This is a genomic window from Nocardia anaemiae NBRC 100462 (genome assembly GCF_001612725.1).
Lineage (GTDB): Bacteria > Actinomycetota > Actinomycetes > Mycobacteriales > Mycobacteriaceae > Nocardia > Nocardia anaemiae.
This window is the reverse complement of sequence record NZ_BDAZ01000001.1, coordinates 464380-486268: the sequence shown is the minus strand read 5'-3', so window position 1 is coordinate 486268 and position 21889 is coordinate 464380. Positions and strand designations below refer to the sequence as shown.

22 protein-coding genes are annotated in these 21889 nt (G+C 65.7%); 9 read left to right on the top strand and 13 right to left on the bottom strand.

Features of this window, described 5'->3' with window-relative positions; genetic code table 11:
- The first annotated feature begins 63 nt into the window (after nucleotides 1-63).
- Entirely contained in the window at nucleotides 64-987 is a 924-nt protein-coding gene (locus NA5_RS02165) for a DUF5926 family protein (protein ID WP_062981205.1), read from the top strand.
- 279 nt (nucleotides 988-1266) lie between these two features.
- On the opposite strand, the gene NA5_RS02160 is transcribed toward NA5_RS02165, so the two are convergent.
- The 5 genes from NA5_RS02160 to NA5_RS02140 all read right to left on the bottom strand — a co-directional run bounded on the left by NA5_RS02160 (nucleotide 1267) and on the right by NA5_RS02140 (nucleotide 5742).
- Nucleotides 1267-1815: a ferritin gene (locus tag NA5_RS02160; RefSeq protein ID WP_062981203.1), complete on the bottom strand. Its 549-nt coding sequence runs from the start codon at nucleotides 1813-1815 to the stop codon at nucleotides 1267-1269.
- Nucleotides 1816-1886: 71 nt separating this feature from the next.
- On the bottom strand, nucleotides 1887-2435 hold the full coding sequence (locus tag NA5_RS02155; protein WP_062981201.1) for a ferritin: 549 nt from the start codon (nucleotides 2433-2435) through the stop codon (nucleotides 1887-1889).
- Nucleotides 2436-2445: 10 nt separating this feature from the next.
- The gene (locus tag NA5_RS02150; protein WP_084483810.1) at nucleotides 2446-3828 is read right to left on the bottom strand and encodes an LCP family protein; all 1383 of its coding nucleotides are present in this window, start codon (nucleotides 3826-3828) and stop codon (nucleotides 2446-2448) included.
- A 110-nt stretch (nucleotides 3829-3938) separates the two neighbouring features.
- Nucleotides 3939-4727 carry a CPBP family intramembrane glutamic endopeptidase gene (locus tag NA5_RS02145; RefSeq protein ID WP_062981199.1) on the bottom strand — a complete coding sequence of 263 codons (789 nt, stop codon included), beginning with the start codon at nucleotides 4725-4727 and terminating at the stop codon, nucleotides 3939-3941.
- A 253-nt stretch (nucleotides 4728-4980) separates the two neighbouring features.
- A complete protein-coding gene (locus NA5_RS02140) occupies nucleotides 4981-5742 on the bottom strand; it encodes a DUF2470 domain-containing protein (RefSeq protein ID WP_062981197.1) in 762 nt (253 codons plus the stop codon).
- 201 nt (nucleotides 5743-5943) lie between these two features.
- On the opposite strand from NA5_RS02140, the gene NA5_RS02135 reads away from it, so the two are divergent.
- From NA5_RS02135 to NA5_RS02125, 3 genes are read left to right on the top strand one after another with little or no spacing between them, the layout of a single operon-like run.
- Complete coding sequence (locus tag NA5_RS02135; protein ID WP_062981195.1) at nucleotides 5944-6384, top strand: hypothetical protein; 441 nt, start codon at nucleotides 5944-5946, stop codon at nucleotides 6382-6384.
- A gap of 10 nt (nucleotides 6385-6394) precedes the next feature.
- Nucleotides 6395-7309: a prephenate dehydratase gene (gene pheA, locus NA5_RS02130; protein WP_062981193.1), complete on the top strand. Its 915-nt coding sequence runs from the start codon at nucleotides 6395-6397 to the stop codon at nucleotides 7307-7309.
- Entirely contained in the window at nucleotides 7306-7968 is a 663-nt protein-coding gene (locus tag NA5_RS02125) for a histidine phosphatase family protein (RefSeq protein ID WP_062981191.1), read from the top strand. The genes pheA and NA5_RS02125 overlap by 4 nt, the downstream gene beginning before the upstream one ends.
- A gap of 29 nt (nucleotides 7969-7997) precedes the next feature.
- On the opposite strand, the gene NA5_RS42015 is transcribed toward NA5_RS02125, so the two are convergent.
- Nucleotides 7998-8603, bottom strand: coding sequence for a MerR family transcriptional regulator (locus NA5_RS42015; RefSeq protein WP_245672041.1), 606 nt, complete (start codon nucleotides 8601-8603; stop codon nucleotides 7998-8000).
- Between NA5_RS42015 and NA5_RS02115 the strand changes: the two genes are divergently transcribed.
- Nucleotides 8487-9050, top strand: coding sequence for an NAD(P)H-dependent oxidoreductase (locus tag NA5_RS02115; protein ID WP_245672048.1), 564 nt, complete (start codon nucleotides 8487-8489; stop codon nucleotides 9048-9050). The two genes, NA5_RS42015 and NA5_RS02115, sit on opposite strands and share 117 nt — an antisense overlap.
- 27 nt (nucleotides 9051-9077) lie before the next feature.
- Here the strand turns inward: NA5_RS02115 and NA5_RS02110 are convergent, their stop codons facing one another.
- From NA5_RS02110 to NA5_RS02085, 6 genes are all read right to left on the bottom strand, one after another.
- Nucleotides 9078-9908 carry an ESX secretion-associated protein EspG gene (locus NA5_RS02110; protein WP_062981185.1) on the bottom strand — a complete coding sequence of 277 codons (831 nt, stop codon included), beginning with the start codon at nucleotides 9906-9908 and terminating at the stop codon, nucleotides 9078-9080.
- On the bottom strand, nucleotides 9905-11056 hold the full coding sequence (locus tag NA5_RS02105; protein ID WP_062981183.1) for a PPE domain-containing protein: 1152 nt from the start codon (nucleotides 11054-11056) through the stop codon (nucleotides 9905-9907). Before NA5_RS02105 ends, NA5_RS02110 begins: the two co-directional genes overlap by 4 nt.
- A 51-nt stretch (nucleotides 11057-11107) precedes the next feature.
- A complete protein-coding gene (locus NA5_RS02100; protein WP_062981181.1) occupies nucleotides 11108-11419 on the bottom strand; it encodes a PE domain-containing protein in 312 nt (103 codons plus the stop codon).
- Nucleotides 11420-11588: 169 nt separating this feature from the next.
- The gene (locus NA5_RS02095; RefSeq protein ID WP_062981179.1) at nucleotides 11589-11939 is read right to left on the bottom strand and encodes a metallopeptidase family protein; all 351 of its coding nucleotides are present in this window, start codon (nucleotides 11937-11939) and stop codon (nucleotides 11589-11591) included.
- On the bottom strand, nucleotides 11939-13036 hold the full coding sequence (locus tag NA5_RS02090; RefSeq protein ID WP_371856361.1) for a septum formation family protein: 1098 nt from the start codon (nucleotides 13034-13036) through the stop codon (nucleotides 11939-11941). The genes NA5_RS02095 and NA5_RS02090 overlap by 1 nt, the downstream gene beginning before the upstream one ends.
- Before the next feature lie 131 nt (nucleotides 13037-13167).
- On the bottom strand, nucleotides 13168-14859 hold the full coding sequence (locus NA5_RS02085) for an aldehyde dehydrogenase family protein (protein ID WP_062981177.1): 1692 nt from the start codon (nucleotides 14857-14859) through the stop codon (nucleotides 13168-13170).
- A gap of 92 nt (nucleotides 14860-14951) precedes the next feature.
- Here NA5_RS02085 and serS point away from each other — a divergent pair, with 92 nt between their 5' ends.
- The 3 genes from serS to NA5_RS02070 all read left to right on the top strand — a co-directional run bounded on the left by serS (nucleotide 14952) and on the right by NA5_RS02070 (nucleotide 19698).
- Complete coding sequence (gene serS, locus NA5_RS02080; RefSeq protein ID WP_062981169.1) at nucleotides 14952-16214, top strand: serine--tRNA ligase; 1263 nt, start codon at nucleotides 14952-14954, stop codon at nucleotides 16212-16214.
- A 189-nt stretch (nucleotides 16215-16403) separates the two neighbouring features.
- Nucleotides 16404-18182, top strand: a complete 1779-nt coding sequence (locus NA5_RS02075; protein ID WP_245672040.1) for a putative bifunctional diguanylate cyclase/phosphodiesterase — start codon at nucleotides 16404-16406, stop codon at nucleotides 18180-18182.
- Nucleotides 18183-18306: 124 nt separating this feature from the next.
- Nucleotides 18307-19698 (top strand): MFS transporter, encoded by a 1392-nt coding sequence (locus tag NA5_RS02070; protein WP_063813140.1) that lies wholly within the window; start codon nucleotides 18307-18309, stop codon nucleotides 19696-19698.
- Here the strand turns inward: NA5_RS02070 and NA5_RS02065 are convergent.
- On the bottom strand, nucleotides 19642-20367 hold the full coding sequence (locus NA5_RS02065; RefSeq protein WP_062981163.1) for a TetR/AcrR family transcriptional regulator: 726 nt from the start codon (nucleotides 20365-20367) through the stop codon (nucleotides 19642-19644). The genes NA5_RS02070 and NA5_RS02065 overlap by 57 nt on opposite strands.
- Nucleotides 20368-20462: 95 nt before the next feature.
- Here NA5_RS02065 and NA5_RS02060 point away from each other — a divergent pair, with 95 nt between their 5' ends.
- The gene (locus NA5_RS02060; RefSeq protein ID WP_062981161.1) at nucleotides 20463-21716 is read left to right on the top strand and encodes an oxygenase MpaB family protein; all 1254 of its coding nucleotides are present in this window, start codon (nucleotides 20463-20465) and stop codon (nucleotides 21714-21716) included.
- Nucleotides 21717-21889 lie beyond the last annotated feature (173 nt).

Here is a 21889-nt window from a genome sequence, read left to right as displayed (position 1 = left end):
CCGCGAACACGCCGCGCCGCCAGGCGCGGCAAATCAAACACAGCCACTGTAGTTTGACCTGCCGTGGGTAAAAGCAAGCGCAATAGTCCGAAGCCCGGAGGGAACCGGGCCCAGCGTCTCGCCGAGCGGCGGGCGGCTCTGGAACTGCAGGCGGCGCAGTCCGGTGCGCGTCCGTTCGAGGGGCTGGCCGCGGAGTGCGATCTGGTCGCGCTGCGCGAATTCGTGCCGTCGGCGACCGCGACGCTGCGGCTGTCGTCCGATATCGCGGCGGAGCGTTCCGTCGTGCTGGCCACCGTATTGCCGGGCGCGGTCGCCGGATTGGTGCGGGCGGGCGAGCCGCCGACCGGATACGTCGCGACGCAGGTGCAATTCCAGGGTCCGGATCCGGCCGCCGATATCGCGGCGGCGATCCTGTGGACCCAGTCCGCCGAACCGGGCGAATCGCTGACCGCGGCCGAAAGTGCCGAGGGCGGACCGCGTTTGGCCGATGTGATCGATCCGGACGCACCGCTGGAACTGACCGTGCACCAGGACTTCGACTGGTGGGTGCCCGAGGGTGTGCAGCCCGATCCGCAGGTCGCCGCGACCATCGAACAGGCCAAGCAGGCGATCATGCCGTCCGCGCGATTGGATCTCGGCCCCGATGCGATCGGCGCGGGCTGGTGGGTCGATGCCGGTGATAAGGCGCATCTGCGCTGGGTGCGCCCGGAGAACGAGGATGATCTGATGCTGGCGCTGGCGCGGCTGCACGCGTCGGGCGGACTGCATCTGGGTGAGGGTTCCCGTTTCGCGGGCTCGTTCCGCACGCACGGCCTGCTGGTTCCGGTCTTCGACCTGGATACGGAACCGCATGCCAGCGAGTGGACCAAACCGGCGATCGAATTCGGGGAACGCCTGGCGGCAGCGCTGGCCGACGAGACTCCGCTCTCGGCGGATGAGCGCCGCTCCCGGGACGGGCTGCGGTCGCGTCAGGTCACTCTGCGGTGATTCAAAAAAATCACCGAGAATTTTGTGAAACACCCTCCTTTCTAATCGACCTCGGTTAGGTTCTCTGCATCACCGAAAGCTGGTGGTGGTGAGCGAAGTCTCACCGAATGATGAGGAAAGTAGGACCATCATGGAAGCCATTCTGACGCTGCTCAAGACGCTGCTCAGCTCCATGAGCGCCGCATAAGCCGTTATGCGGACCGCGGGGTTGTGACCCCGCTCGATACACAGCGACAGGCCCGGCTCGTCGCGACGAGCCGGGCCTGTTGAATCGCGAATTTAAATGCTGCCACCCGCAGCGGAAGGGGCACCGGAAGCATCACTCGGACCACTCATTTCCCGAGCGACGAAATCCTCGAGGTCGAACAGGTTCGACCCGGCGCGATCGGCGATGGTGAGCAGGGTCGTCATATTCGCGACCTCCTCCACCTGCTCCTTCAAGAACCACTGCATGAACTGTTCGCCCAGGTAATCGCCCTCTTCGCGGGCCGTGCTCGCCAACTGGATGATCTGGTCGGTGACGTTCTTTTCCTGCGCGAGGGCCAGCGCGATAGGTTCGCGAGCATTCTCGAAATGCGATTTCGCGGCGTCGATGCCGGAAAGCTCGACGCTGATATCCCGGTCCAGGAAGTACCGCACGATCATCATCGCGTGATTACGCTCTTCGACCGCCTGCGCATAGAAACGCTTGGCCAGCTGCGGCAGATCCGCATTGTCGAACCAGACCGCGATCGCGATGTATTGATGCTCGGCATTGAATTCATGCCGGATCTGATCGTGGAGCAGGCCGTGAAATTTGCTGCGTGGGGACTCCGGATGGCTGGACATAGTTGCGACATTAGCGCTGGTCATGTCGCGTGTCATCCAAGTGCAGCCTTATTGAGGCTAGTGTTGCCTAATTAATTCTTACTAGCGCCCGCCATTCTCGGTGCGGAAATGTCGGCGCGCGGTGTGGTGCGCAGCTCGCGCGAGATGAAGTCCTCGACGTCGAACAGATCGCCCGCGGCACGGTCGATGACGGTCAGCAGCGTGATCATCCCGGCGACATCCTCCACCTGCTCCTTGAGGAACCACTGGATGAATTGCTCGCCGAGATAGTCTCCGGCGGCGCGCGCGGTGCTGGCCAACTCGGTGATCTGCGCATTGCGGGCGCGCTCGGATTCCAGCAGGAAAACGACGGCGCCGCGCGGTGATTCGAAGCTGGATTGCACGTCGTCCAGGCCGCCGACCTGCACTCTCAAATTGCGGTCCAGCAGGTACTGCACCATGCGCAATGCATGCGAGCGGTGCTCGGCGGATTTGCCGTAGCTGTGCCTGGCCAACTGCGGCAGGCGATTCGAATCGAAGTAGACCGCCGCCGCCAGATACTGCTGCGAGGCGGTGAAGCCACGACGAATCTGGTCGCGCAGCAGGTCCGGGAACGGCTCGTCGGCATCGGTATCGGGCATAGGCCCGACGCTACCTCGTCAGCAGATCGTCCGGGATCGGTTGGTCCTTGGCGAGGTCGTCGAAGAATTGACCGGCACGTTGCTTATCCCACAGCAATACATTTCCGCTATCGGTATCGGTGAAACCGCCGATCGGGACGGTGGTCGCCACGGTATCGCCGCGCATTGCCCACCCGAGCTGGCCCAGATTCCAGATGTGATCGCCTTTATCTACCTTCAGCGATTTCGCGGTATCGCTGGCCAGCGGCCACAGCGTGAACGGATTGGCCAGCGTGCCCGCGCTGGTCGCCTTTTTCAGCAGGGCGGCCATGAACAGGCGCTGGTGGTTCATCCGGTCGATATCCGCGAGGGCGGTCGCACGACTGCGGACGAAACCCAAGGCCTGCGGACCGTCCAGGGTTTGACACCCGGGCGCCAGATTGATGCCCGCGAGCGGATCGTCGATGGCCTTGGGCACACAGACGTCAATACCGCCGAGGGTATCGACGATGCCCGCGAAGCCGCCGAATCCGATCTGCGCGTAGTGATCGATGTGCACGCCGGTGGCGGTTTCGACGGTCTGCGCCAGCAGTGGTGCGCCGCCGAAGGCGAAGGCGGCGTTGAGTTTGTCCTTGCCGTGGCCCGGAATGCTCACATATGAGTCGCGCGGCAGGCTGACCAGCGTGGTCGTACCCGATTTCGGAATGTGCACCAGCATGATCGTGTCGGTGCGCTCGGGTCCGACCTCACCGCCGGTGGCGAGTTCCTGTTCCTGGTCGGCCGTGAGTCCGGCCCGGCCGTCGGAGCCGACGAGCAGCCAATTCGTGCCCGGCGTATCGCCGACGCGGTCGGAGTAGTTGGCCAGGGCATCGATCCGATTGAGCGAACCGTCGAGTTTGACGACCGCGCCGACGACCGCGAGGACCAACACCACCAACAGCACCAGGGACCAGCGGAACAGGTGCAGTTTGCGACGGCGGCGCGGCGGGCGGGGTTCGCGCTCGCGCCGCGACGGCGGCAGGGAGGGCGGCGGTGGGGGGACCTCGCGACGTGACCGCAGGTTCGGCGATTCCTGGTAGGGAAGCGGCTGTTGGGGCGGCGCGTAGCCGGGGACGCCGCGAGGCCGGGGTTCGTGGTACGGCTGCGGCTGCTGCGGCGGCGCATGGGGCGGCCTGCGCGGCGGCCTTCGCGTTTCCGGCGGTACCTGCGAATACGCCAGTGGCGGCGGGTAATCCGACCCGTCGCGGCGGATGACCTTGGTGGGGTCGATATGCCTGGGGTCCGGTCCGGGTCCGCGACGACCTGGCGGATGTGGTTCGCGCCGCTGCGGCGGCATGGACGGCGCACCGGGATCTCCGAAGGGTTGCGGCACCCGGCGCGTCCGGTCGTAGCGCTGGGGGTCGTCGCCGTTCATCACACAGACTCTACTGTTCGAGGGCCGTCGGGGGGCTTGACGAGCGGCCGGAAGGTGGTGCGCTCGGGGTGAGCGCTTGTCGATAAATTCGCCGCGCGGACCGGCGGATGTTACGGCAACCAGGAAACGTGACCGCGTAGCAATGTATAGCCGATATAGGCGACCGCATCGATCGTCGCGTGGGCCATCATCAGCGGCCACAGCCGGTTGGTGCGCTGCCAGAAGCGGCCGAAGATCAACCCCATGACCAGATTGCCGAGCCCACCGCCCAGGCCCTGATACAGGTGATAGCTCCCGCGCAGCAATGCCGAGGCCAGCAGCGACCGGTTCTCCGACCAGCCGAGCCTGCGCAACCGGGTAATAAGATAGGCCACCACCACAATTTCCTCGGCCGCCGCATTCGCACAGGCGGAAACGATGAGTGCGGGCAATCGCCACCAGTGGTCACCGAGCGAGCTCGGCACGATCGTCACGCTGAATCCCAGCGCGTGTGCGGTCAAATACAGCCCGAGCCCGGGCAGCCCGATGATCGCCGCGAGGATCAGACCGGGCAGTACATCGGAACGCCAACGGACCCTGGCCAATCCGATCAACCGCGGCCCGATCCCGCTGCGCCACAACAGATACAGCCCCAGCGCACCCCACCCGGCCAGTCGCAACGCACTGAGCAGCTGGAACAGCAGGTCGATGGTCGATTGGGCCGCCCGCGTCGGATTCAGCGCCACGGTCTGCCCGCCGACGCCGCCCGGCGACAGCGCGCTGTTCAGCAATGACAGCGCCGCGTTCAAGCCACTCAGTCCGAACGTCACCACCAGCACGACCAGGATTTCCAGCCGAATCCCCAGTCGCTCCCGATCGGTCAGCTCGGACTCGTCCCCGGCACCGGTCTCAGCACGCATGCGTCCGAATCTATTGCCCGCACCGATTCGGCGAGGCGGTGCGTGTCGAGTGGCGGTTCGCAGGTGCCGATTACCTTGTCGTCGATCCGGCTGCTGGAACATGATCTGCGACGATGGACCGCCTGGATCCTGGCTCCGCCCGGTGCGACCGCACGGCTGGCTCACGTCCGCTCGATGGTGTCGTCGCTGCTGTGCCGAACCTGCCGCAGCGCAACGGTTTTCGGCACGCGCCGTGGGTGTCCGCGGCGTCGGATCAGATGCGGCGCAGGCCGTTCAGGAAGGGGCAGCCCGCGAGGGTGCGGACGGCGCGGCCGAGGGACTCGATGTCCTCGGCAGGGGAGTTGAAGGGGAGGCGGAAATCGTGGTCGCCGTCGTGGCCTTCGATGCGCAGGGTCACGCCATAGCGGTCGATGGCCAGCGGGTGCACGGCGCCGGTCTGCAGGCGCGGCGGGAGGTGGCGGGCGAGCTGGGCGATGATATCGGCGTGGTCGGCGTCCATATGCTGCAGCCAGGCGGATTCCAGTGCGCAGAACGGATCCGGTTCCGCCAGGCGGAGCTCGTCGACGCAGACGGATTCGGCGCCGGTCGAATCGGCCACCACCGCGGAGTTGATCAGCACGCGTAACAGGGTCGAGCTGTGGCCGACATCGAGCAGGTCGGGATGCGGATGATCCTTGGCGACCTCGGTGGCCAGTGCCCGCAGCGCCTGTGTCGGCACCGCCCGCACCCACCCGCGCAACCACACCAACGCACGCACCGGTTCCCGCAGTGGCAGCGGCGTGTGATCGGTGAGCTCGAGCACCGCGGGCGCACCACTCTCACCGGAATTCCCGGCCAATACCGCCGCCATGGACGTGGTCGGCACCGCGATCACCGCATCTCCGCACTGCCGCACGTGATGCACCGAAATCGGCGTCGGGTCAATTCCCGGCATCGCCAACACCGCCTGCTCCGCATGGGCGCACGCACTCCGGACCCGCTCAGCGGTAGACGGTGCGACAGTCGGCTTCAGCATGCAGACCTCCGGTACGAGCCGATCGGTTAATTAGGTAACCCTAAGCTAAGTGACGCTTGCGGTTTCCGCAACCGCTCCCGAATCCTGACGTTGTCGACCGGTGTGCGTAGGTGGATACGTACCGGGTGCAGGTGAACAGGTGCGACCGGGTGAACAGGTGGGCTCGGGAGTTCAGTGGTGGGAAATGGTTACGGTGGGGTTATGGCGGATGGAGTGCAGGCGGCGCATGGGGTGGCGGGGGAGCCGGTGTTGCTTGCGTTGGCGGCGCCGTCGGCGGCGCGGCGGAGTTTGGCTGAGGGGTTGGTGCGGGCGGCGGGGTCCGGGGCGGCGGGTGTTCGGGTTCTCGACGCCGATGCGACCGATCGGGAGGTCGCCGAATTTCTGGTCGAAATCGCGCATTCGGATGGCGGGTTCATCGCGCGCACTTCCGATGGGGAGCGGGCGCTGGCTATCGTCGCGGGAACGGTTGCGGCGCTGTGCGGTGAGGATATTCCGGCGGCGCTGGCCCGGCCCGATATCGCCTTCCTGACCTCGCTGAAGCCACCCGCGGTCGAGGCGGCGCGCAGTGTGTTGCTGGCGATCGAAACCGATGCGCCCGACGATCTAGCTGGAACTCTGAGCATCCTCAGTGCACGCAAGTAATCTCGTAACCGTGCCGCGAATCGCGTACTTCGGGCCGTCCGGAACCTTTACCGAGATGGCCCTCGCCCAACTCGAGTCCTCGCAAGCCTTCGAAGGACCGGTCGAGCGGATTGCCGCGCCCAGTCAAGGCGCGGCGCTCGACCTGATTCGATCCGGCGAGGTCGAGGGTGCCGTCGTGCCGATCGAGAGTTCGGTGGAGGGTTCCATATCAGCGACCCTGGATTCGCTGGCCATCGGTCCGCGGCTGCAGATCGTCGCCGAAACCGAGCTCGAGGTGAGCTTCGCGATTCTGGCCAGGCCGGGGACGGAGCTCGCGGATGTTCGCACCCTGGCCGCCTATCCGGTCGCCGGGGCGCAAGTGCGGCTCTGGATATCGCGCACACTGCCCGATGTCGAGATGTACACCTCTGCCTCGAATGCGGCCGCCGCCGAGGATGTCGCGGCGGGGCGCGCCGACGCCGCGGTCTCCACCGCGTTGGCCGGTGAACGCCTCGGTCTGACGGCGCTGGCCTCGGGGGTCGCCGACCACGACCAGGCCATCACCCGCTTCGTGCTGGTGACCCGCCCCCGAGTCGCGCCGCCCGCAACCGGTGTGGACCGCACCTCGATCGTGCTGGAGCTGCTGAACGAACCGGGCTCACTCATGCGCGCGTTCGCCGAATTCGCCACGCGCGGAATCGATCTCACCAGAATAGAATCCCGGCCGACTCGAACGGGTATGGGCACCTACCGCTTCTACCTCGACTGCGTCGGACATATCGACGACACCGCGGTCGCCGAGGCACTCAAGGCATTGCACCGCACGGCGCGGATCCGTTTTCTCGGCTCCTGGCCCGCGACCTCGGCGACCGGAACCCCACCGCCCTCGGATGAACCGGCCGCCGAGTGGCTGACCCAGTTGCGTAAGGGAGTGGCCGACCTATGACCGGCAGATTGATACTCGTTCGCCATGGCGAGACCGAAGGCAATGTGGCGAAAATCTTGGACACCCGGATCCCTGGCCTACCGCTTACCGAACGCGGTGCGGCCCAAGCGAAGACATTCGGCTCCAGTCTGCTGAGACCGCCGAAGGCACTGTTCTCCTCGTCCGCGTTGCGCGCCAGACAGACCGCCGGATACATCGAGGCAGCGACCGGCGTATCGGTCGAGGTGCTCGATGACATCCACGAAGTGCAGGTCGGCGACCTGGAAGGCCTGAACACCGAGGAAGCCCATTCGCGTTTCCAGCGAATCTATCGAGCTTGGCACGAAGGCGATCTCGCCGAACGCGTCCCCGGCGGCGAATCCGGATACGACGTCTTGGCCCGCTTCCTACCGGTCGTGGAGAGCCTACGCACCAAATACCTGACCGATGGCAGCGACGGCGACATCCTGGTGGTCAGTCACGGCGCCGCCATGCGCCTGGTCTCCCGCAACCTCAGCGGCGTGGAACCGCCCTTCACCACCAACAACCATCTCGACAACACCGAAACCATCGAACTCGTCCCCCGACCCGTCGGCGGCTGGGAATGCATCCGCTGGGGGCGCTTCACCCCACCCTTCGCCTACGAAGTTTCCCCCACGGCCGACGACCCCATGGGCTGAATCCCCTTGGGGCACAATGCCCCCGCGCGCTATCGGCCAGCCTCGATATCGGAGCGGAGCTCGAGCAGGTTGGCCTTCTCGGCGACGAGTCGTTCGATGGCGGTGTCCAATTGGCTTGTGCGCTCATCGATTTGCCGCAGCACGGCATCACGATCGTCCTCGGATGCACTGGACGGGGCGGTGCACGCAATATGCAACATCGTGTAGGACTCCGTCAGCGACAATCCCGATGCCAGCAAGCAGCGAATATCGTTCACCGTCTTGACATCCTCGGGGCGGTAACGCCGGTAGCCGTTGGCATCCCGCCGAGGCGAGAGGACACCGGCGGCCTCGTAATGACGGAGCATCCGAGGGCTTGCGCCGGTGATACGACTCAGATCGCTGATCCGCATCTGGCAGCACTCCTTGACATTGACGCTAATGTCACACTTTAGCTTGGCCATATGACGAACGAAGACGGTCGGCCGCACGTCGTACTGGTGGTTGCGCACCCGGATCACGACTCCGCTACCTGGGCTATTGCCAGGGAAGTCGAACGAGGCATCCTGGCGGATGGAAACACCACTGCCACAACACATGATCTGACAAAGTCGGGATTCGATCCCGTCTTCAGCAAGCAGGATCTGGCCGTGCACCGGCTACAGGACACGGTTCCCGCCGATGTCAGACGTGAGCAGGAATTGCTCGATTCGGGCGAGGTAATCGCTCTTCTCTTCCCGGTGCACTGGTGGTCGATGCCAGCCTTGGCCAAAGGATGGATAGACCGCGTATTCGCCAGAGGCTGGGCATACGACACCAGTTCGGAAACCGGTCGGAGTGCAGTAAGCGCTTTGCATTTCATCGCAGTTGCCGGTCTCGATGAAGGCACTTACGATCGGCGCCGATACAAGGAGGCGATGACGACCCAGATGGTGCACGGCATTGCCGGATACTGTGGGATAGCCGAGTCATCCATCGAGTTTCTCTACGGCACCGAGACCGACGACCCGCGAGTTCACGAACAATTGATCGACCAGGCATACCGGATCGGTGCCGATCTGGCGCAGCGCGCGCAATCGGCTCGAGATCAGGAAGCGGCGTAGCGGGCATTGATTCCAGCGGATGCGCCCTCAGGCCAAACTAGTATTCCTCGGAAACTCTTCTCGCTCCGGCAGGGAATGGATCAGATCTTCCACGGCGGCGCGCAGGCGGGCGGGCGTACCGCTGGCCAGCGACGACCACTTGGTGCCGTCGTCGGCCACGCTCGCCGTGGAGATGAATCGCCCATGGCGGGTGTTGAACACGGCGATGTGGTTGTCGACGATGTCGCGGGTGCCGTCCCCGTACAGCACGGCGGTGATCTGCGCATGCGAATGTATTTCGACCACGGCCGAGGCGAGAGTTTGCGCGTCCTGCGCGGGATTGCCGACCCTTGCGAGTCGTTCGGCGGTGGCAGTGGCATCGCCGACGTCCTCGAAGATCGTGGCAAGCTCCTCCGTCGGTGCGTTCATGCCGTAGAGCTCGAGCGGCTGGGCCGTGCCGAGCGCCGCTATTACGGTGCCCGCCAAGTCGATTCCCACTTCGTCGATCACATACGAGTCCTGCCCGCGCAGGGCAACGACGGAAAGGTCGTCACCCTTCGCCAGACAGAACCGACTCACGTAACCCTCGACGATCAACCGCATGGCGACGATCCAGTGCGGCCGGTTCAGCACTCGAAGTCGGTCCTCCAGGTCGGGCTGAATCCCACCGTCGATCAGCAGGTCCCGCTGTTCGAGCGACTCGGCCGCGGCGGCCATTGCCGCCTGATGCGCGGGCACACTGTCGAAGCGGGCGTAAGCGTTCAGCACAACCGGAAGGTCATCGAGATCCAGCTTCTCGCGGAGAAACTGGATCTCGTCGGGTGACAGCACAACCGCCTCGAGTGCGGACGGGCCACCGATAGAACCGAGGACGGTCACCCCACCGTCCCGGCGTTGGCGCCGATCACCCCGTCGGCGGCGAGGCGGCCATCGGTGAAGTGATCGGCCCGCAGGTCGATCTTGCTGTCGTACTCGGACTCGTCGTCCTCGGTGTCACGGGCCTGGTTGCCCAGCAGCGGGTTGCCCGCGCCGCTGTTGATCGACCGGGCCGGTGTGGTTTCGACGGATGCGACCGTCTCGGGTGCCGCTGTCGCGGTGTTGCCGGTCACGCTGCCCGTACCCCAGCCTTCCGGCAGTTTGAGCTGGGCGCTGCCCGCCCCGGCCGAGGTGCCGGAGAACGAGACCGCACGGGTCGCGGTCGCACTACCCGCGGCGGCCATCGCGCCACCACCCATCGCCATCGGGGCCATGGTGGTCATCGGCGTGCTCGTCGTCGCCGCGGCGACCGCATTGCTCGCCACGCTGCCGACCGTTGACACACCGGTGCTGACCACCGATCCGACCGCCTGTGCGGCCTGCGTGGCGGCACTGGCCACACCCGGGTTGGAAACGAACGCCTGCACGGCGGCCACTGCGGTCGAGATCGGATCGGTGGGCGCTTCGAACGCGGCGTCGGCGGTCCCGCTCGGGTTGGCCTGGCCCGCGCCCGCGGCGATCGGCGGCGGCATCATGAATTCGGCGGGTGTGGCCACCATCGCCGAGGTCGCCGCCTCATAGGTCTCCATCACCAGCGCCGCGCGCAGATCCATCGCGTGCCTGGCCACCTCAGCCGCCTCATAGGCGCCGGTGACGGCACCGGCGGGGTTCGTCGAAGCCACCAGCGCGGCATTGACGGCCGCGATTTCCGGCGGGCTCGGCATCGCCAGCGCGGCGACGCCGTAAGCGATGACGTTCGCGGCGGCCTTGCCGCCCATCGCCGCGGCCTGCACACCCTGCTGTTCGGACCAGCCGAGGAATCCGGTCAGCTTGCTGAGCGCGGCGATACCGTTGACGCCCTGCATGCCGACGCCGAGTTCGGCCATGACGCGGGCAACGGTGGTCGTCGCGTCGACCCAGGCGGCGGTGAGCGCGCCCCACGCGGTGGCGGCGGCCGAAATCGGGATCGCGTGTGCGCCCGCGTGAAGAGTGGCCGAATTGATTTCGGATGGCCGGGCGACCCACACGACCCCGGTGACTCCTGCAACCATGCTTGTAACTCCCCTGAATGTCTGAATGGTGGTCGAGGACAGCCGCGCGGGCTAGACCTGAATGGCGTTGACTCCAGCGGCGCGTACGACGTCACCGGCGATATGCTGCGCCAGCTGCATTCGCAATGTCTGGGCCGCATGGTGCAGTTCGAGAATGCCCTGTGCGATGGAATGATCGTGGGTCACCGCGCCCTGGTTGAAGTGGCTGGCGGCCACCAGCGATACCTCTTCGGTGCCGGACGGGATCACGTGCGTCGCCGGTGCGGTGATCATGGACGCCGCGGCCAGCCGCTCGGCGACCAGATCGAGTTCGGCCGCGGCGGCGAGAATGGCCTCGGGCGAGATCAGTACATGTCCAACCATGACTCGACTCCTTCTAGTGGCTGTGGGGCGGAACCACGAGAATTCCCCCTTCGAGTGATAGGACGCGACAGCAACGCGATCGGTTCCATCGAATCCCCAAGTTTCTTCCGGTCATCCGTGCTGGTTTCGCGCTCGTCGAGCCGAGCCCGAGAACACAGCTTGGATAAGACTAGCCCCATCCCAGCTCATGCAACCGGTCTTCGTCAATGCCGAAATAGTGTGCAATCTCATGGATCACAGTGATCGCGACCTCCTCGACGACCTCGCGCTCATTGCCGCAGATCTCCAAAATCGCCTCGCGATAGATGGTTACGGTGTCGGGTAGCGAACCGCCGTAGTGACTGTCGCGTTCGGTCAACGCGATTCCGTGATACAGCCCGAGCAGATGCGGATCCTCCGAATTGCGCGGTTCGATCAGCACGACCACATTGTCGATGGCGCGGGCCAACTCCGGCGGAATGAGGTCGAGCGCATCGCCGACCAGCTCCTCGAACCGGTCCGCCGACATGGTCACCGCCATCAGCGCGGTTGTGGCTGTGGTGGCAGCGGCGCGGCGCCGGGCAGCGGGGCGGGAGTCGAGCGGCCGGAGTTCGGCGGCGGCACCGGAGCCTGGCCGTTGATCAGTATGTCGCCCTTCGCGGTTCCGGTGATCGGCGCGAAACCCTCACGGTCGGTACCCTTTCCGATCATGCAGTCCAATTTGTGGCTGCCCGCCAGCCAGCTGCGTGCGTCGAGATAGTCGAAGAACACCGTCAGCGTCTTATTGCGCACCGCGTCGGGTGATCCGAGATAGTCGTTTGCCGCCCGGCCGCACTCGTCCTCCATGAACTTGTCCTGGTCGTCCTTGGCGGGCGGGCCGCCGGAAAAGTGCTGGCCGAGATCGACGGTGGACACGATCTCGACGGCGTGCGGCTGCGCGCAATCCACCGGATCGGTGGGCAGATTCTGATTGATACCGAGGCAGGTGCCCGGTTCGAAGACCTTCGACTGATCGTGTTCGGCGGCCGCGCCGCTGGTCGGCAGCGGGGTGCCAGTGCTACCGGAGAACTGGAGTCCACAGCGCAGTGTTCGATCGCCGTGCTTCCATCCGTCCGGACTGGGGTACATCAGGCCGACCACATAGCGACCGCGCGGATCGAACCTGCCGTTCAGATATTGCGCGACGGCGGGGGTGCAATGCTCTTCCTTGAGTTCGGTCAGTCGCAGCGAGTCCGGAAAGCGTGAGCCCGGACCGAATTCCACGCCCGGATATTTGGCCATATCGACATCGGCCGCGACTTCGAACAGATGCTTGTTGGAGCAGGCCACCTTCACCAGATCGCCGCGGTCCTGCTTGCTCCAGCTGAGGCAATCGCCCCTGGCCGCGGTGCCGAACTCCTTGTCCAAGGCGGTCTGTCCCGGCGAACCTGGATTGTGCGCCTCGAGACGCTTGTCGTTGTCGTACCCGGTGATGAACAGGCCGACCAATGAAATGATGACGGCCCCCGCCGCCGCGGCGAGCAATACCCAACGCAGCTTCGGCGCGGACAGATGCAGCTTGCCGTCGGCGACGGCGTCGCGGTCGATGATCACCGACTGCGGGAACGATTCCGCGCGCGACGACTCGCCCGAGGGCAGCTCGGATTCGCGCCGGTCCTTGGTCACATCATCAGCAGACATCGCGGTCCATCATGTCAGCGTCTGTTCGCTGGTGCTACGACCTGGTCGAATCGATCCGAAGCGCCCCGGTCGTACCTATGCGAGGCGCGTCATCCGCGGAACGCGGACAGGAACAGGCCGGGCAATCGCGCCGGATTGGCGGTCGCGTAGAACTCGGTCAGCTTGCGTCCCGTCGCGGCCGCGGTCGCATTGCCGACGAACCACGGCGGCTTCGGCGACAGTGCCAACTCGCCGCGCAGCAGCGACCGGGGCGCGGGCCGGAATGGTCCGCTCACCACCGTGCGCTCCACATCGTCGAGCAGGAAAGCGTTGTGCACCACGCCGATTCCGCTCTGCACGTCATCGAGTGTGTGGCCGGGATAGGCGCCCCAGGACGCGCGCGGGGCCAGGAAAGCCAGTGCGGTCCAGGCATTCACCGCGATGGCGCCGTAGCGCAACCGCTCGACGGCCCGGTCGAAGGCGATGCCGAGCCGCTTGATGGTGCTCGGGTGTGCGATCACATTGACACCCAGTGTCCCGATCACCTCGTCATTCGCGAAATCGACGGCGCGCTGCAGGAATTCACCGCCGGTATGCGGCAGTTCGACGACTCCGAGCACCGGCGAGAAGTATTCGGTGCGCAGCAGCGGCGTTTCGGTCGACGGCACAGTTTCGATCAGCACGCGTTCGCGATCCGGCCCGAGCCGCTCGGCATCGGGGTAGGAATCCAGCGCCGCGGCGACCCGATCGTCGCTGCCCGGATAGTAGGCCCGGCGCTGTGGTGCGCGCTCGATCGCGTCACGGAGTTCGGCGAGGAAGCGGTCCTTCTGCGGCCAGTCCGCGCTCACCACCACCGCCTGGGTCGCGACGCAGTTGTAGCCGCCGTTGTGCAGCCGCTGGGTCGCGACATGTTCGGCCTGGAAGCGCAGGTCGGCGTCATCCCATTCGCCGGGCACCACAATCGTCGGCGAAACGCCGCCGAGTTCGCTGGTGATCGGCTTGTCCAGCAGCGGCCGACCCGCGGCCTTGCCGTCCGGACCCCAGACGATCGCGTCATGGGTCCGCATGCTGCCGGTCATATGCACATGCGCGACGTCGCGGTGGTGCACCAGGTACCCGCCCGCCTCGGCTCCGCCGGTCAGTATCCGCAGCACGCCGAGCTCGATCAGCGGTGCGAAGACCATCTCGTACACCGTGAACAGCGGGTCGGTGATCGGATTCAGCTTGAGCGCCACCACCCGGTTGTGCGCGTAGAGCTCGTATAGCACATCGAGTGGGGGGATCGAGGTGATATTGCCCGCGCCGAGGACCGCGCCGATGCCGCCGGTCGCGGTGGGATCGAGTTGTGCGAGTCCGGCGCGTCGGCGCGCGGTATCGGCGTCGACCCCTTGACGCAGCCACACCTCGCCGTGAAAGCCGCTGAGCAGCAACTTGTCGTAGAAATCGAGCGGAAGAATCGGCACCGCGACCCGCTCGCCCGGCGCCTCGGCCAACGCGACCCCGTCGAGCGGACTGCGCCCCTGCTCCAGCGCCGAGAGGGTGGCCGATAGCGCGGCGGTGGCCTGCAGCAGCGTCATCGGACCCGACATCCATTCCTCGCCGACCAGCGGCGAGTCCGGATCCAGACCCTTGATGGTGCGCGCGGCCCGCACCCATTCATGGCAGAAGCGGCCGGTGCGGGTGTGGATATCGTCGAGAAGTTCGCGGCGGCGCCGCAGCGGGGTATGCGCCCATGTTTTCTCACCCGCGACCAGATCGGCCACTGCGTTATCAATAGCGGTTTCGTCGAAAGGTGTGCCCACAAGCCAACTATGCGCGCGTACACCGCGGGGCGGTCCACATCCTGGTATATCGGCGTGAAACCGCAATACCGTGACCATTAGGCTGGTCACCCATGATCGACCTCCGATTCCTGCGGGACAACCCCGACGCGGTCCGCGCCTCGCAACGCGCCCGCGGCGAAGACCCCGCCCTCGTCGACGCGCTGCTCGAGGCGGACGCGGCGCGGCGTGCGGCGGTGGCCACCGCCGACAACCTGCGCGCCGAGCACAAGGCGATGGGCAAGCTGATCGGCAAGGCGACACCGGAGGAGCGGTCCGTCCTGTTGGAGCATGCGCAGGAGATGTCGGCGAAGGTCAAGGAGGCCGAGGTCGTCCAGCATGCCGCCGAGGCCGATATGGACCTCGCGCACCGCGCCATCTCGAATGTGGTCCAGGAAGGTGCCCCCGCGGGCGGCGAGGACGATTACATCGTGCTCGAGACCATCGGCACGCCAAGGGAATTCGACTTCGAGCCCAAGGACCATGTGGAGCTCGGCGAATCGCTCGGTCTGTTCGATATGGAGCGCGGTGCGAAGGTTTCCGGCGCGCGTTTCTACTTCATGACCGGTTACGGCGCGCTGCTGCAGCTGGGTCTGTTGCAACTCGCCGCACAGAAGGCGGTGGCCAACGGCTTCACCATGATGATTCCGCCGGTGCTGGTGCGCCCGGAGATCATGGCCGGTACCGGATTCCTCGGCCAGCACAGCGCCGAGGTCTACCACCTCGAGGAGGACGAGCTGTACCTGGTCGGTACCTCGGAGGTGCCGCTGGCGGGCTACCACTCGGACGAGATTCTGGACTTGAGCGCCGGTCCGAAGCGCTATGCGGGCTGGTCGTCGTGTTTCCGGCGCGAGGCGGGCAGCTACGGCAAGGACACCCGCGGCATCATTCGGGTGCACCAATTCGACAAGGTCGAAATGTTCGTGTTCACCACGCCCGAGGAGGCCGCGGCCGAACACAAGCGCCTGCTCGCCTGGGAGCAGGACATGCTGGCGGCCGTCGAGGTGCCTTACCGAATCATCGATGTGGCCGCGGGCGATCTGGGCAGTTCGGCCGCGCGCAAATTCGACTGCGAGGCTTGGGTGCCCACCCAGCAGACCTACCGCGAGCTGACCTCGACCTCGAACTGCACCACCTTCCAGGCCCGCCGCCTCGCCGTGCGCTATCGCGACGAGAACGGAAAGCCGCAGATCGCAGCCACTTTGAACGGTACGCTCGCGACCACCCGCTGGATTGTGGCGATCCTGGAAAACCATCAGCAGCCCGATGGTTCTGTCCGGGTGCCCGCAGCGCTGGTACCGTTCGTCGGTACCGAGGTGCTGACACCGCCGCGATAAACATCTCGAAATAGCCCGTCCCACATTGCCTGCAGGTAAATAGCTAGGGGTTCGCCATGCCGGATTCACAGGATGTGGCAACTGTAGGTAATTTCTATGTCTAGGCTATTCACCGTGCGAGGAATCGGGTCTCGCGGCGATACCCGAACCCGGGTGCGGGCCGCTTCTGCGTTGGCCACGGCTATGGTCATGTCCCGGACCACCGGGGCCTTCTATGTCATGGGGGGCGCGCTCGGCCTGCTGATCACGGGAATCGCCCCGGGCAGCGAAGGCAATCGAGCGCTGGTGGGTACCGCCGCCGCGGTGGCGCTGCTGCTCGGACTCAGCCTGCTCGGCTGGGGTCCGCGGTTGCCGCATGGGATTCACCATGGTTATGTCGCGATCGCGACGGTATTGGTGACAATCGCGGTTTACGCGTTCCCGAATACCGTCGGCGCGATCAGTCTGGCCTCCTTCTATGTATTTGTGGCCTGTGATGCCGCATTGTTCTTCGCGTGGCCGCAGGCATTCGCGCACATAGCCTTCGCTATGGCCATGTGTCTGTGGGTGATGCCGATGCGGCCGGTGCATCCGACATTGCCGTGGTGGTCCGGATTGATTCCGGCGGGTGTGACGTTCGGGGTCGGCGTGGTCGTCGGCATTCTGACCCGAATGGCATCCGAGGCCGATATTGATGTGCTCACCGGCCTGCTCAACCGGCGCGGTTTCGACCGCGCGTTGAACGGCGCGATCGAAACCGCCACTCGCACCGGTCAGGGACTGGCTCTGGTGCTCGTCGACCTCGACCGCTTCCAGAAGATCAACGATCATCTCGGCCATCGCGCGGGCGACGCGGTACTGCAGCGGGTCGCCGATACCTGGTCGAAATTGCTCGAGCCGGATCAGCGACTGGCTCGCTACGGCGGCGACGCCTTCGCGCTGCTGCTGCCGAATACCACCGAGCAGGCGGCGATTCTGCTGACCGAGCAGTTACGGGCATCGGTGACCACCGGCTGTTCGGCCGGTGTCACCTCATGGCAGCAGGGTGAATCGGGTTCGTTGCTGGTGAGTCGGGCCGATGTCGGTCTGTACCGGGCCAAGCAGGCGGGGCGCAATCGGACGGTGCTCGAGTCGTCGCGGCAGCTGCCGCTGGCGGTGGAGTTGCGCGAGGCGATCGACCGTGGCGCGCTCGATGTGCACTACCAGCCGATCGTCAGCCTGACCGAGGGCGGTGGTAAGGCGGTCGGTGTCGAGGCATTGCTGCGCTGGTCGTCGAGTGCGCAGCCGGATGTCACCACCGAGGGGCTGATCCGGGTCGCGGAGGAGTACGACCTCATCTCCGATCTGGACGAGCTGGTCTTGCGTCGGGCCTGTGCGGACGCCGCTCGCCTGCAGGAGACCTTCGCCCAGCTGGATCTCACGCTGAACGTCAATGTCAGCGGCCTGGAACTGGCCGAGACCGGTTATGCGGACCGCGTCGCCGATATCCTGGCCAGCACCGGCTGGCCCGCCGACCAACTGGTGCTGGAGGTGACCGAGAGCGAGTTGGCGGCCGAATCCCAAACGGCCATCGGCAATCTGCACATCCTGCGCGAGCGGGGTGTGCGCATCGCTATCGATGACTTCGGCACGGGGTATTCGTCGCTGAGCCGCCTGGCCACCCTGCCCAGCGACATTCTCAAGGTCGACCAGTCCTTCGTCGCCGCGATCCGTTCGGATTCGCCCGCGCCGCCGCTGCTCGGCGTGATCGCCGCACTGAGCAGTGCGCTGGACCTGCAGGTGATCGCGGAAGGCGTGGAGACCGAATACCAGGCGGCGGTGCTGACGGAGCTCGGTTTCGCGCTGGCCCAGGGCTACCACTACAGCGATTCGCATCCGGTTTCGGAGCTGATCACCGATCTGAACGGGCGAGTCGGTCCTGGGCTCGATGATCGGGAGCTCGGTGATGGGGACCTGCACACCGCCAACGGGTGGCTGCCGCTCGGCTGAAAATCCCTTGACGGGCTCGGGGACGGCTCGGCAGGCTGACGGTATGCGTTTGCTTCTCTACGGCTATTGATTCGATAGGTCGCTGTCCGGCGGGATCGGTCTGCGCGCGCTCACGGTGCGTGCGGTGCTCTTCAAGGGCATCGGTGATCTGATTCCGCTGTACGCGCTGTACGCGGTGTTGTTCGCCGATCATGGTCTGAGCGCCGGGCAGATCTCTTCCCTGCTGGCGATGTGGTCGGCGACCGCGTTCCTGCTCGAGGTGCCATCGGGTGCCTGGGCCGATACGGTGTCACGGCGTGGGCTGCTCGTCATGAGCGGTGTGCTGCTGACCGCCGGTTTCACCTGCTGGACTGTGCTGCCGACCTACCTCGGATTCGCGATCGGCTTCGTGCTGTGGGGTACTTCGGGCGCGCTGGTGTCGGGGACGTTCGAGGCATTGCTCTACGACGAACTCGTCGCCCGCAACGAGCAGCGGGCGTATCCGCGCATCATCGGATATGCCAGGGCGGCATCGGAAGCCGCGATCGTGATCGCCATCCTCGGTGCGACGCCGTTGTATATCTGGGGTGGCTATCCGTTGCTCGGGTGGTGCAGCGTGGCGTTCGCGGCGGTGCACACGCTGGTCGGGCTCTCGTTGCCGAGTGCACCGAAGGCTGTGTCGGCTTCGGCGGTCGAGGATCTGGAGGATTCGTCCGAGACATCTCGAGCTGCGGATGGCTTGACGGCCGTGATGCGGGACCCGAGCGCGTCCGGTTTTGCTGGCCAGCTGGATGGCGATATTGCTGAGAGACCGCACGCCGCTCACAGTTCGGAGACAGGACGCGTGGCGATCGACGCCGCCGAGACAGGGCCCTTCGGGACGTATCTGAACATGCTGCGAACCGGTGTGGGGGAGGCGATTCGGGTGCGTGCTGTGCGCAATGTGGTGGCGTTGGGCGCGCTGCTGTTCGGGGTCACGGCCTTCGATGAGTACTTCGCGTTGCTCGCCCAGGAGGTCGGGGTGGCGACGGCGGTGGTGCCGGTTCTGGTCGGTATTACGGTTGTCGGTTCGCTGGTGGGTTCGGTATCGGCCGGGCGTACCGAGGGAATGTCGGCGCGTGCGATGGCGATTGCGGTGGGTCTCGGTGGGGTGCTGTTCGTGGGCGGTGCGGTGGTAGCGGGTCTTGCCGTCCGCTGGCCGGGTGCGGTGTATGTGCTTGCGGGCGTGGGCTTTACGGCGATCGGCGCCTCCTACGGCATCGTCTACAACGCCAGTGTCGTGGCGGGGGCGCGGTTGCAGGACGCGATCGAAGGGCCTGCGCGGGCGACGGTCACCTCGGTATCCGGCCTCGCGGCGGAGGTTGTCGCACTGGCGGTATTCGGTTTCGCCGCAATCGCCACGATGTGGTTGTCGATGTCGACGACGGTCGCGCTGCTGGGTGCGTCCCTGCTCGCGATTGCCCTGCTGATCCCGTTTTCGCTACCGAGTCGTATCGGTGCCGCTGCGGAATACGAGGCGGCGGTCGCCGATGAGTGATCGGTGGGAGCTGTGGGTCGCCTCGATGAGATGTGTTGCGGTCAGCAGGAATTGGTCGGCTGAGCGGTCGATCAGCGTGTCGCGGGAGATCGGGAGGGTGCCCGCCAGCCAGCTGTTGGTGGTTTCCCAGAGACCGCCGAGCAGGTGGGTGGCGGCGAATTCGGCTTGGTCACCGGCACTTTCAACGATATCGGCACCGATTTCCTCGGCGCAGACCGCCATCATGATGCCCGCGAACGAGCGCATCACTTCGGCGCGGCGCATGAGCAGTGCCGGATTCAGTTGCGCCTCGACGGTGACGATGCGGGCCTTGCGTGGATCGTCGGCGATCAGGTCGACGGCCGCGGCGATGGCTGCTCGGGTCTTGGCGTGGATGTCGGCATCGGTCCCCATGAATGCGCCGACCACGACCTGGCCGATTTCGTCGACGATGCGCTCGAACAACTCGCTGAACACAGTGTCGAGGTCGCTGAAGCTCTCGTAGTAGTAGCGCTCGGAGAGCCTGCCCTGGGTGCACAGTCCGGAGACGGTGAGCTTGGCGAATCCCGAGGTTCCGATGATCTCGAGCGCGGCGTCCAGCAGGGCGGCGCGGCGGCGGGCGCGGCGCTGTTCGATCGGTATGCCGCCGTAGGACCGCGAGGTAGTAGCCATCGCGGTCCATTCTGGCATAGATCCTTGCCAGATATCTGAATTTGTGGGACGGTCTTGTCAGAATGTGCTCGGCCGTGCTGGGCGCGAAGCTCTCTTCCGATGGGTGAAGTGCAATGACGCATGACAACCAGCTCCTGCCCACTCCGCCGCTGTTCACGGAGTTCCCGTTCCGGTACGCGGTGCCAGTGCTGGCTCCCGGCGACCTGCGCTGCACCGCGGCGCAGCGGGATTCGTTCCGCCGGTTCGCGCAGGTCGGAGATCCGCTCGCGGACGACGTGGTCGCGATGTTCAAGCGGCTGCCGGTCGGCGAGGGCCGCCGGATGTTCGAGATCGCCGTGGAGCGCGGTATCGATGCGGTCCCGGACGCGCCTGCCGAATTGGCGGCGTTCTTCGGTCAGGTCGAGTCGGACCCGTACTGGCTGGACCGCGCCAAAATCGACCGCGGCGCCCGGGTCGTGGAACGAACCAGTGTCTGGGGCGGGATCGCGATGGGCATGTTCGCGCTGATGGGCGGCTATCTGGCCTCCCGCGCGGATAAGACCCTGGTCGGCACCGGCGATCTCGATGCCATGGCGCCGCGCCGCCTGGCCGAAACCACCCAGTGGTGGCTGGACGTCACGACTCCCGGTGGGCTGCAACGCAATCAGGTCGGCTACCAGAGCGTGCTGCGGGTGCGGCTGATGCACGCACTGGTGCGCGCGGGCATGAATCGACGCCCCGATTGGGATTACCAAGCCTGGGACCATCCGGTGAACCAGGTGCTGACCGTCGGCACGCTCGGGCTGTTCTCGATGGCGAATCTGGTTGGCGCACAGGCGCTGGGTCTGCGCTTTTCGCCGCAGGAGAAGGACGCGGTATTCCAGCTGTGGCGCTATGTCGGCTTCTTGCTCGGCATCGACGCCGAAATCCTGCCGACCAATGAAACCGATACCTGGCGTGCTTTCTGGATCCTCGCCGATACCGAATTCATCCCGGACGAGGACTCCCGACGCCTGGCCCAAGCCCTGGTCCCTGCCGCGGGCGGCCTGTTCATCGGCACCGACACCGCCGCTCAGCGCCTCATCCGCCGGGTAATCACCAGTTATATGGTCGCCTATAGCCGAATCGTCCTCGGCCCGACCAACGCCGACTTCCTCGGCCTGGAGAACAGCAAATTCTTCCAGAGCGCCGTTATGGCCACCGCGGTAGTCAACGGCGCCATCGAAGTGCCCCGCCAACTCATCCCGGGCGCCACCCGCCTCCAAGAACGACTCGGCGCCCGTATCCGCGCCCGCCTGGTCCGCGGCTCCATAGCCCGCAACGGCGGCGACCGCACCTACGCACGTCACGACACCTACGCCGCCCGTACTGCGTTGCGCGCCGGGTAAGTGAGGCGTCGGGATCGTGGTTGTCGTCGGTGGCCTGGTCGACGGGCGGGCGGGGTAAGTGAGGCGTCGGGATCGTGGTTGTCGTCGGTGGCCTGGTCGACGGGCGGGCGGGGTAAGCGAGGCGTCGGGATCGTGGTTGTCGTCGGTGACCCGGTCGACGATCGGGCGGGGTA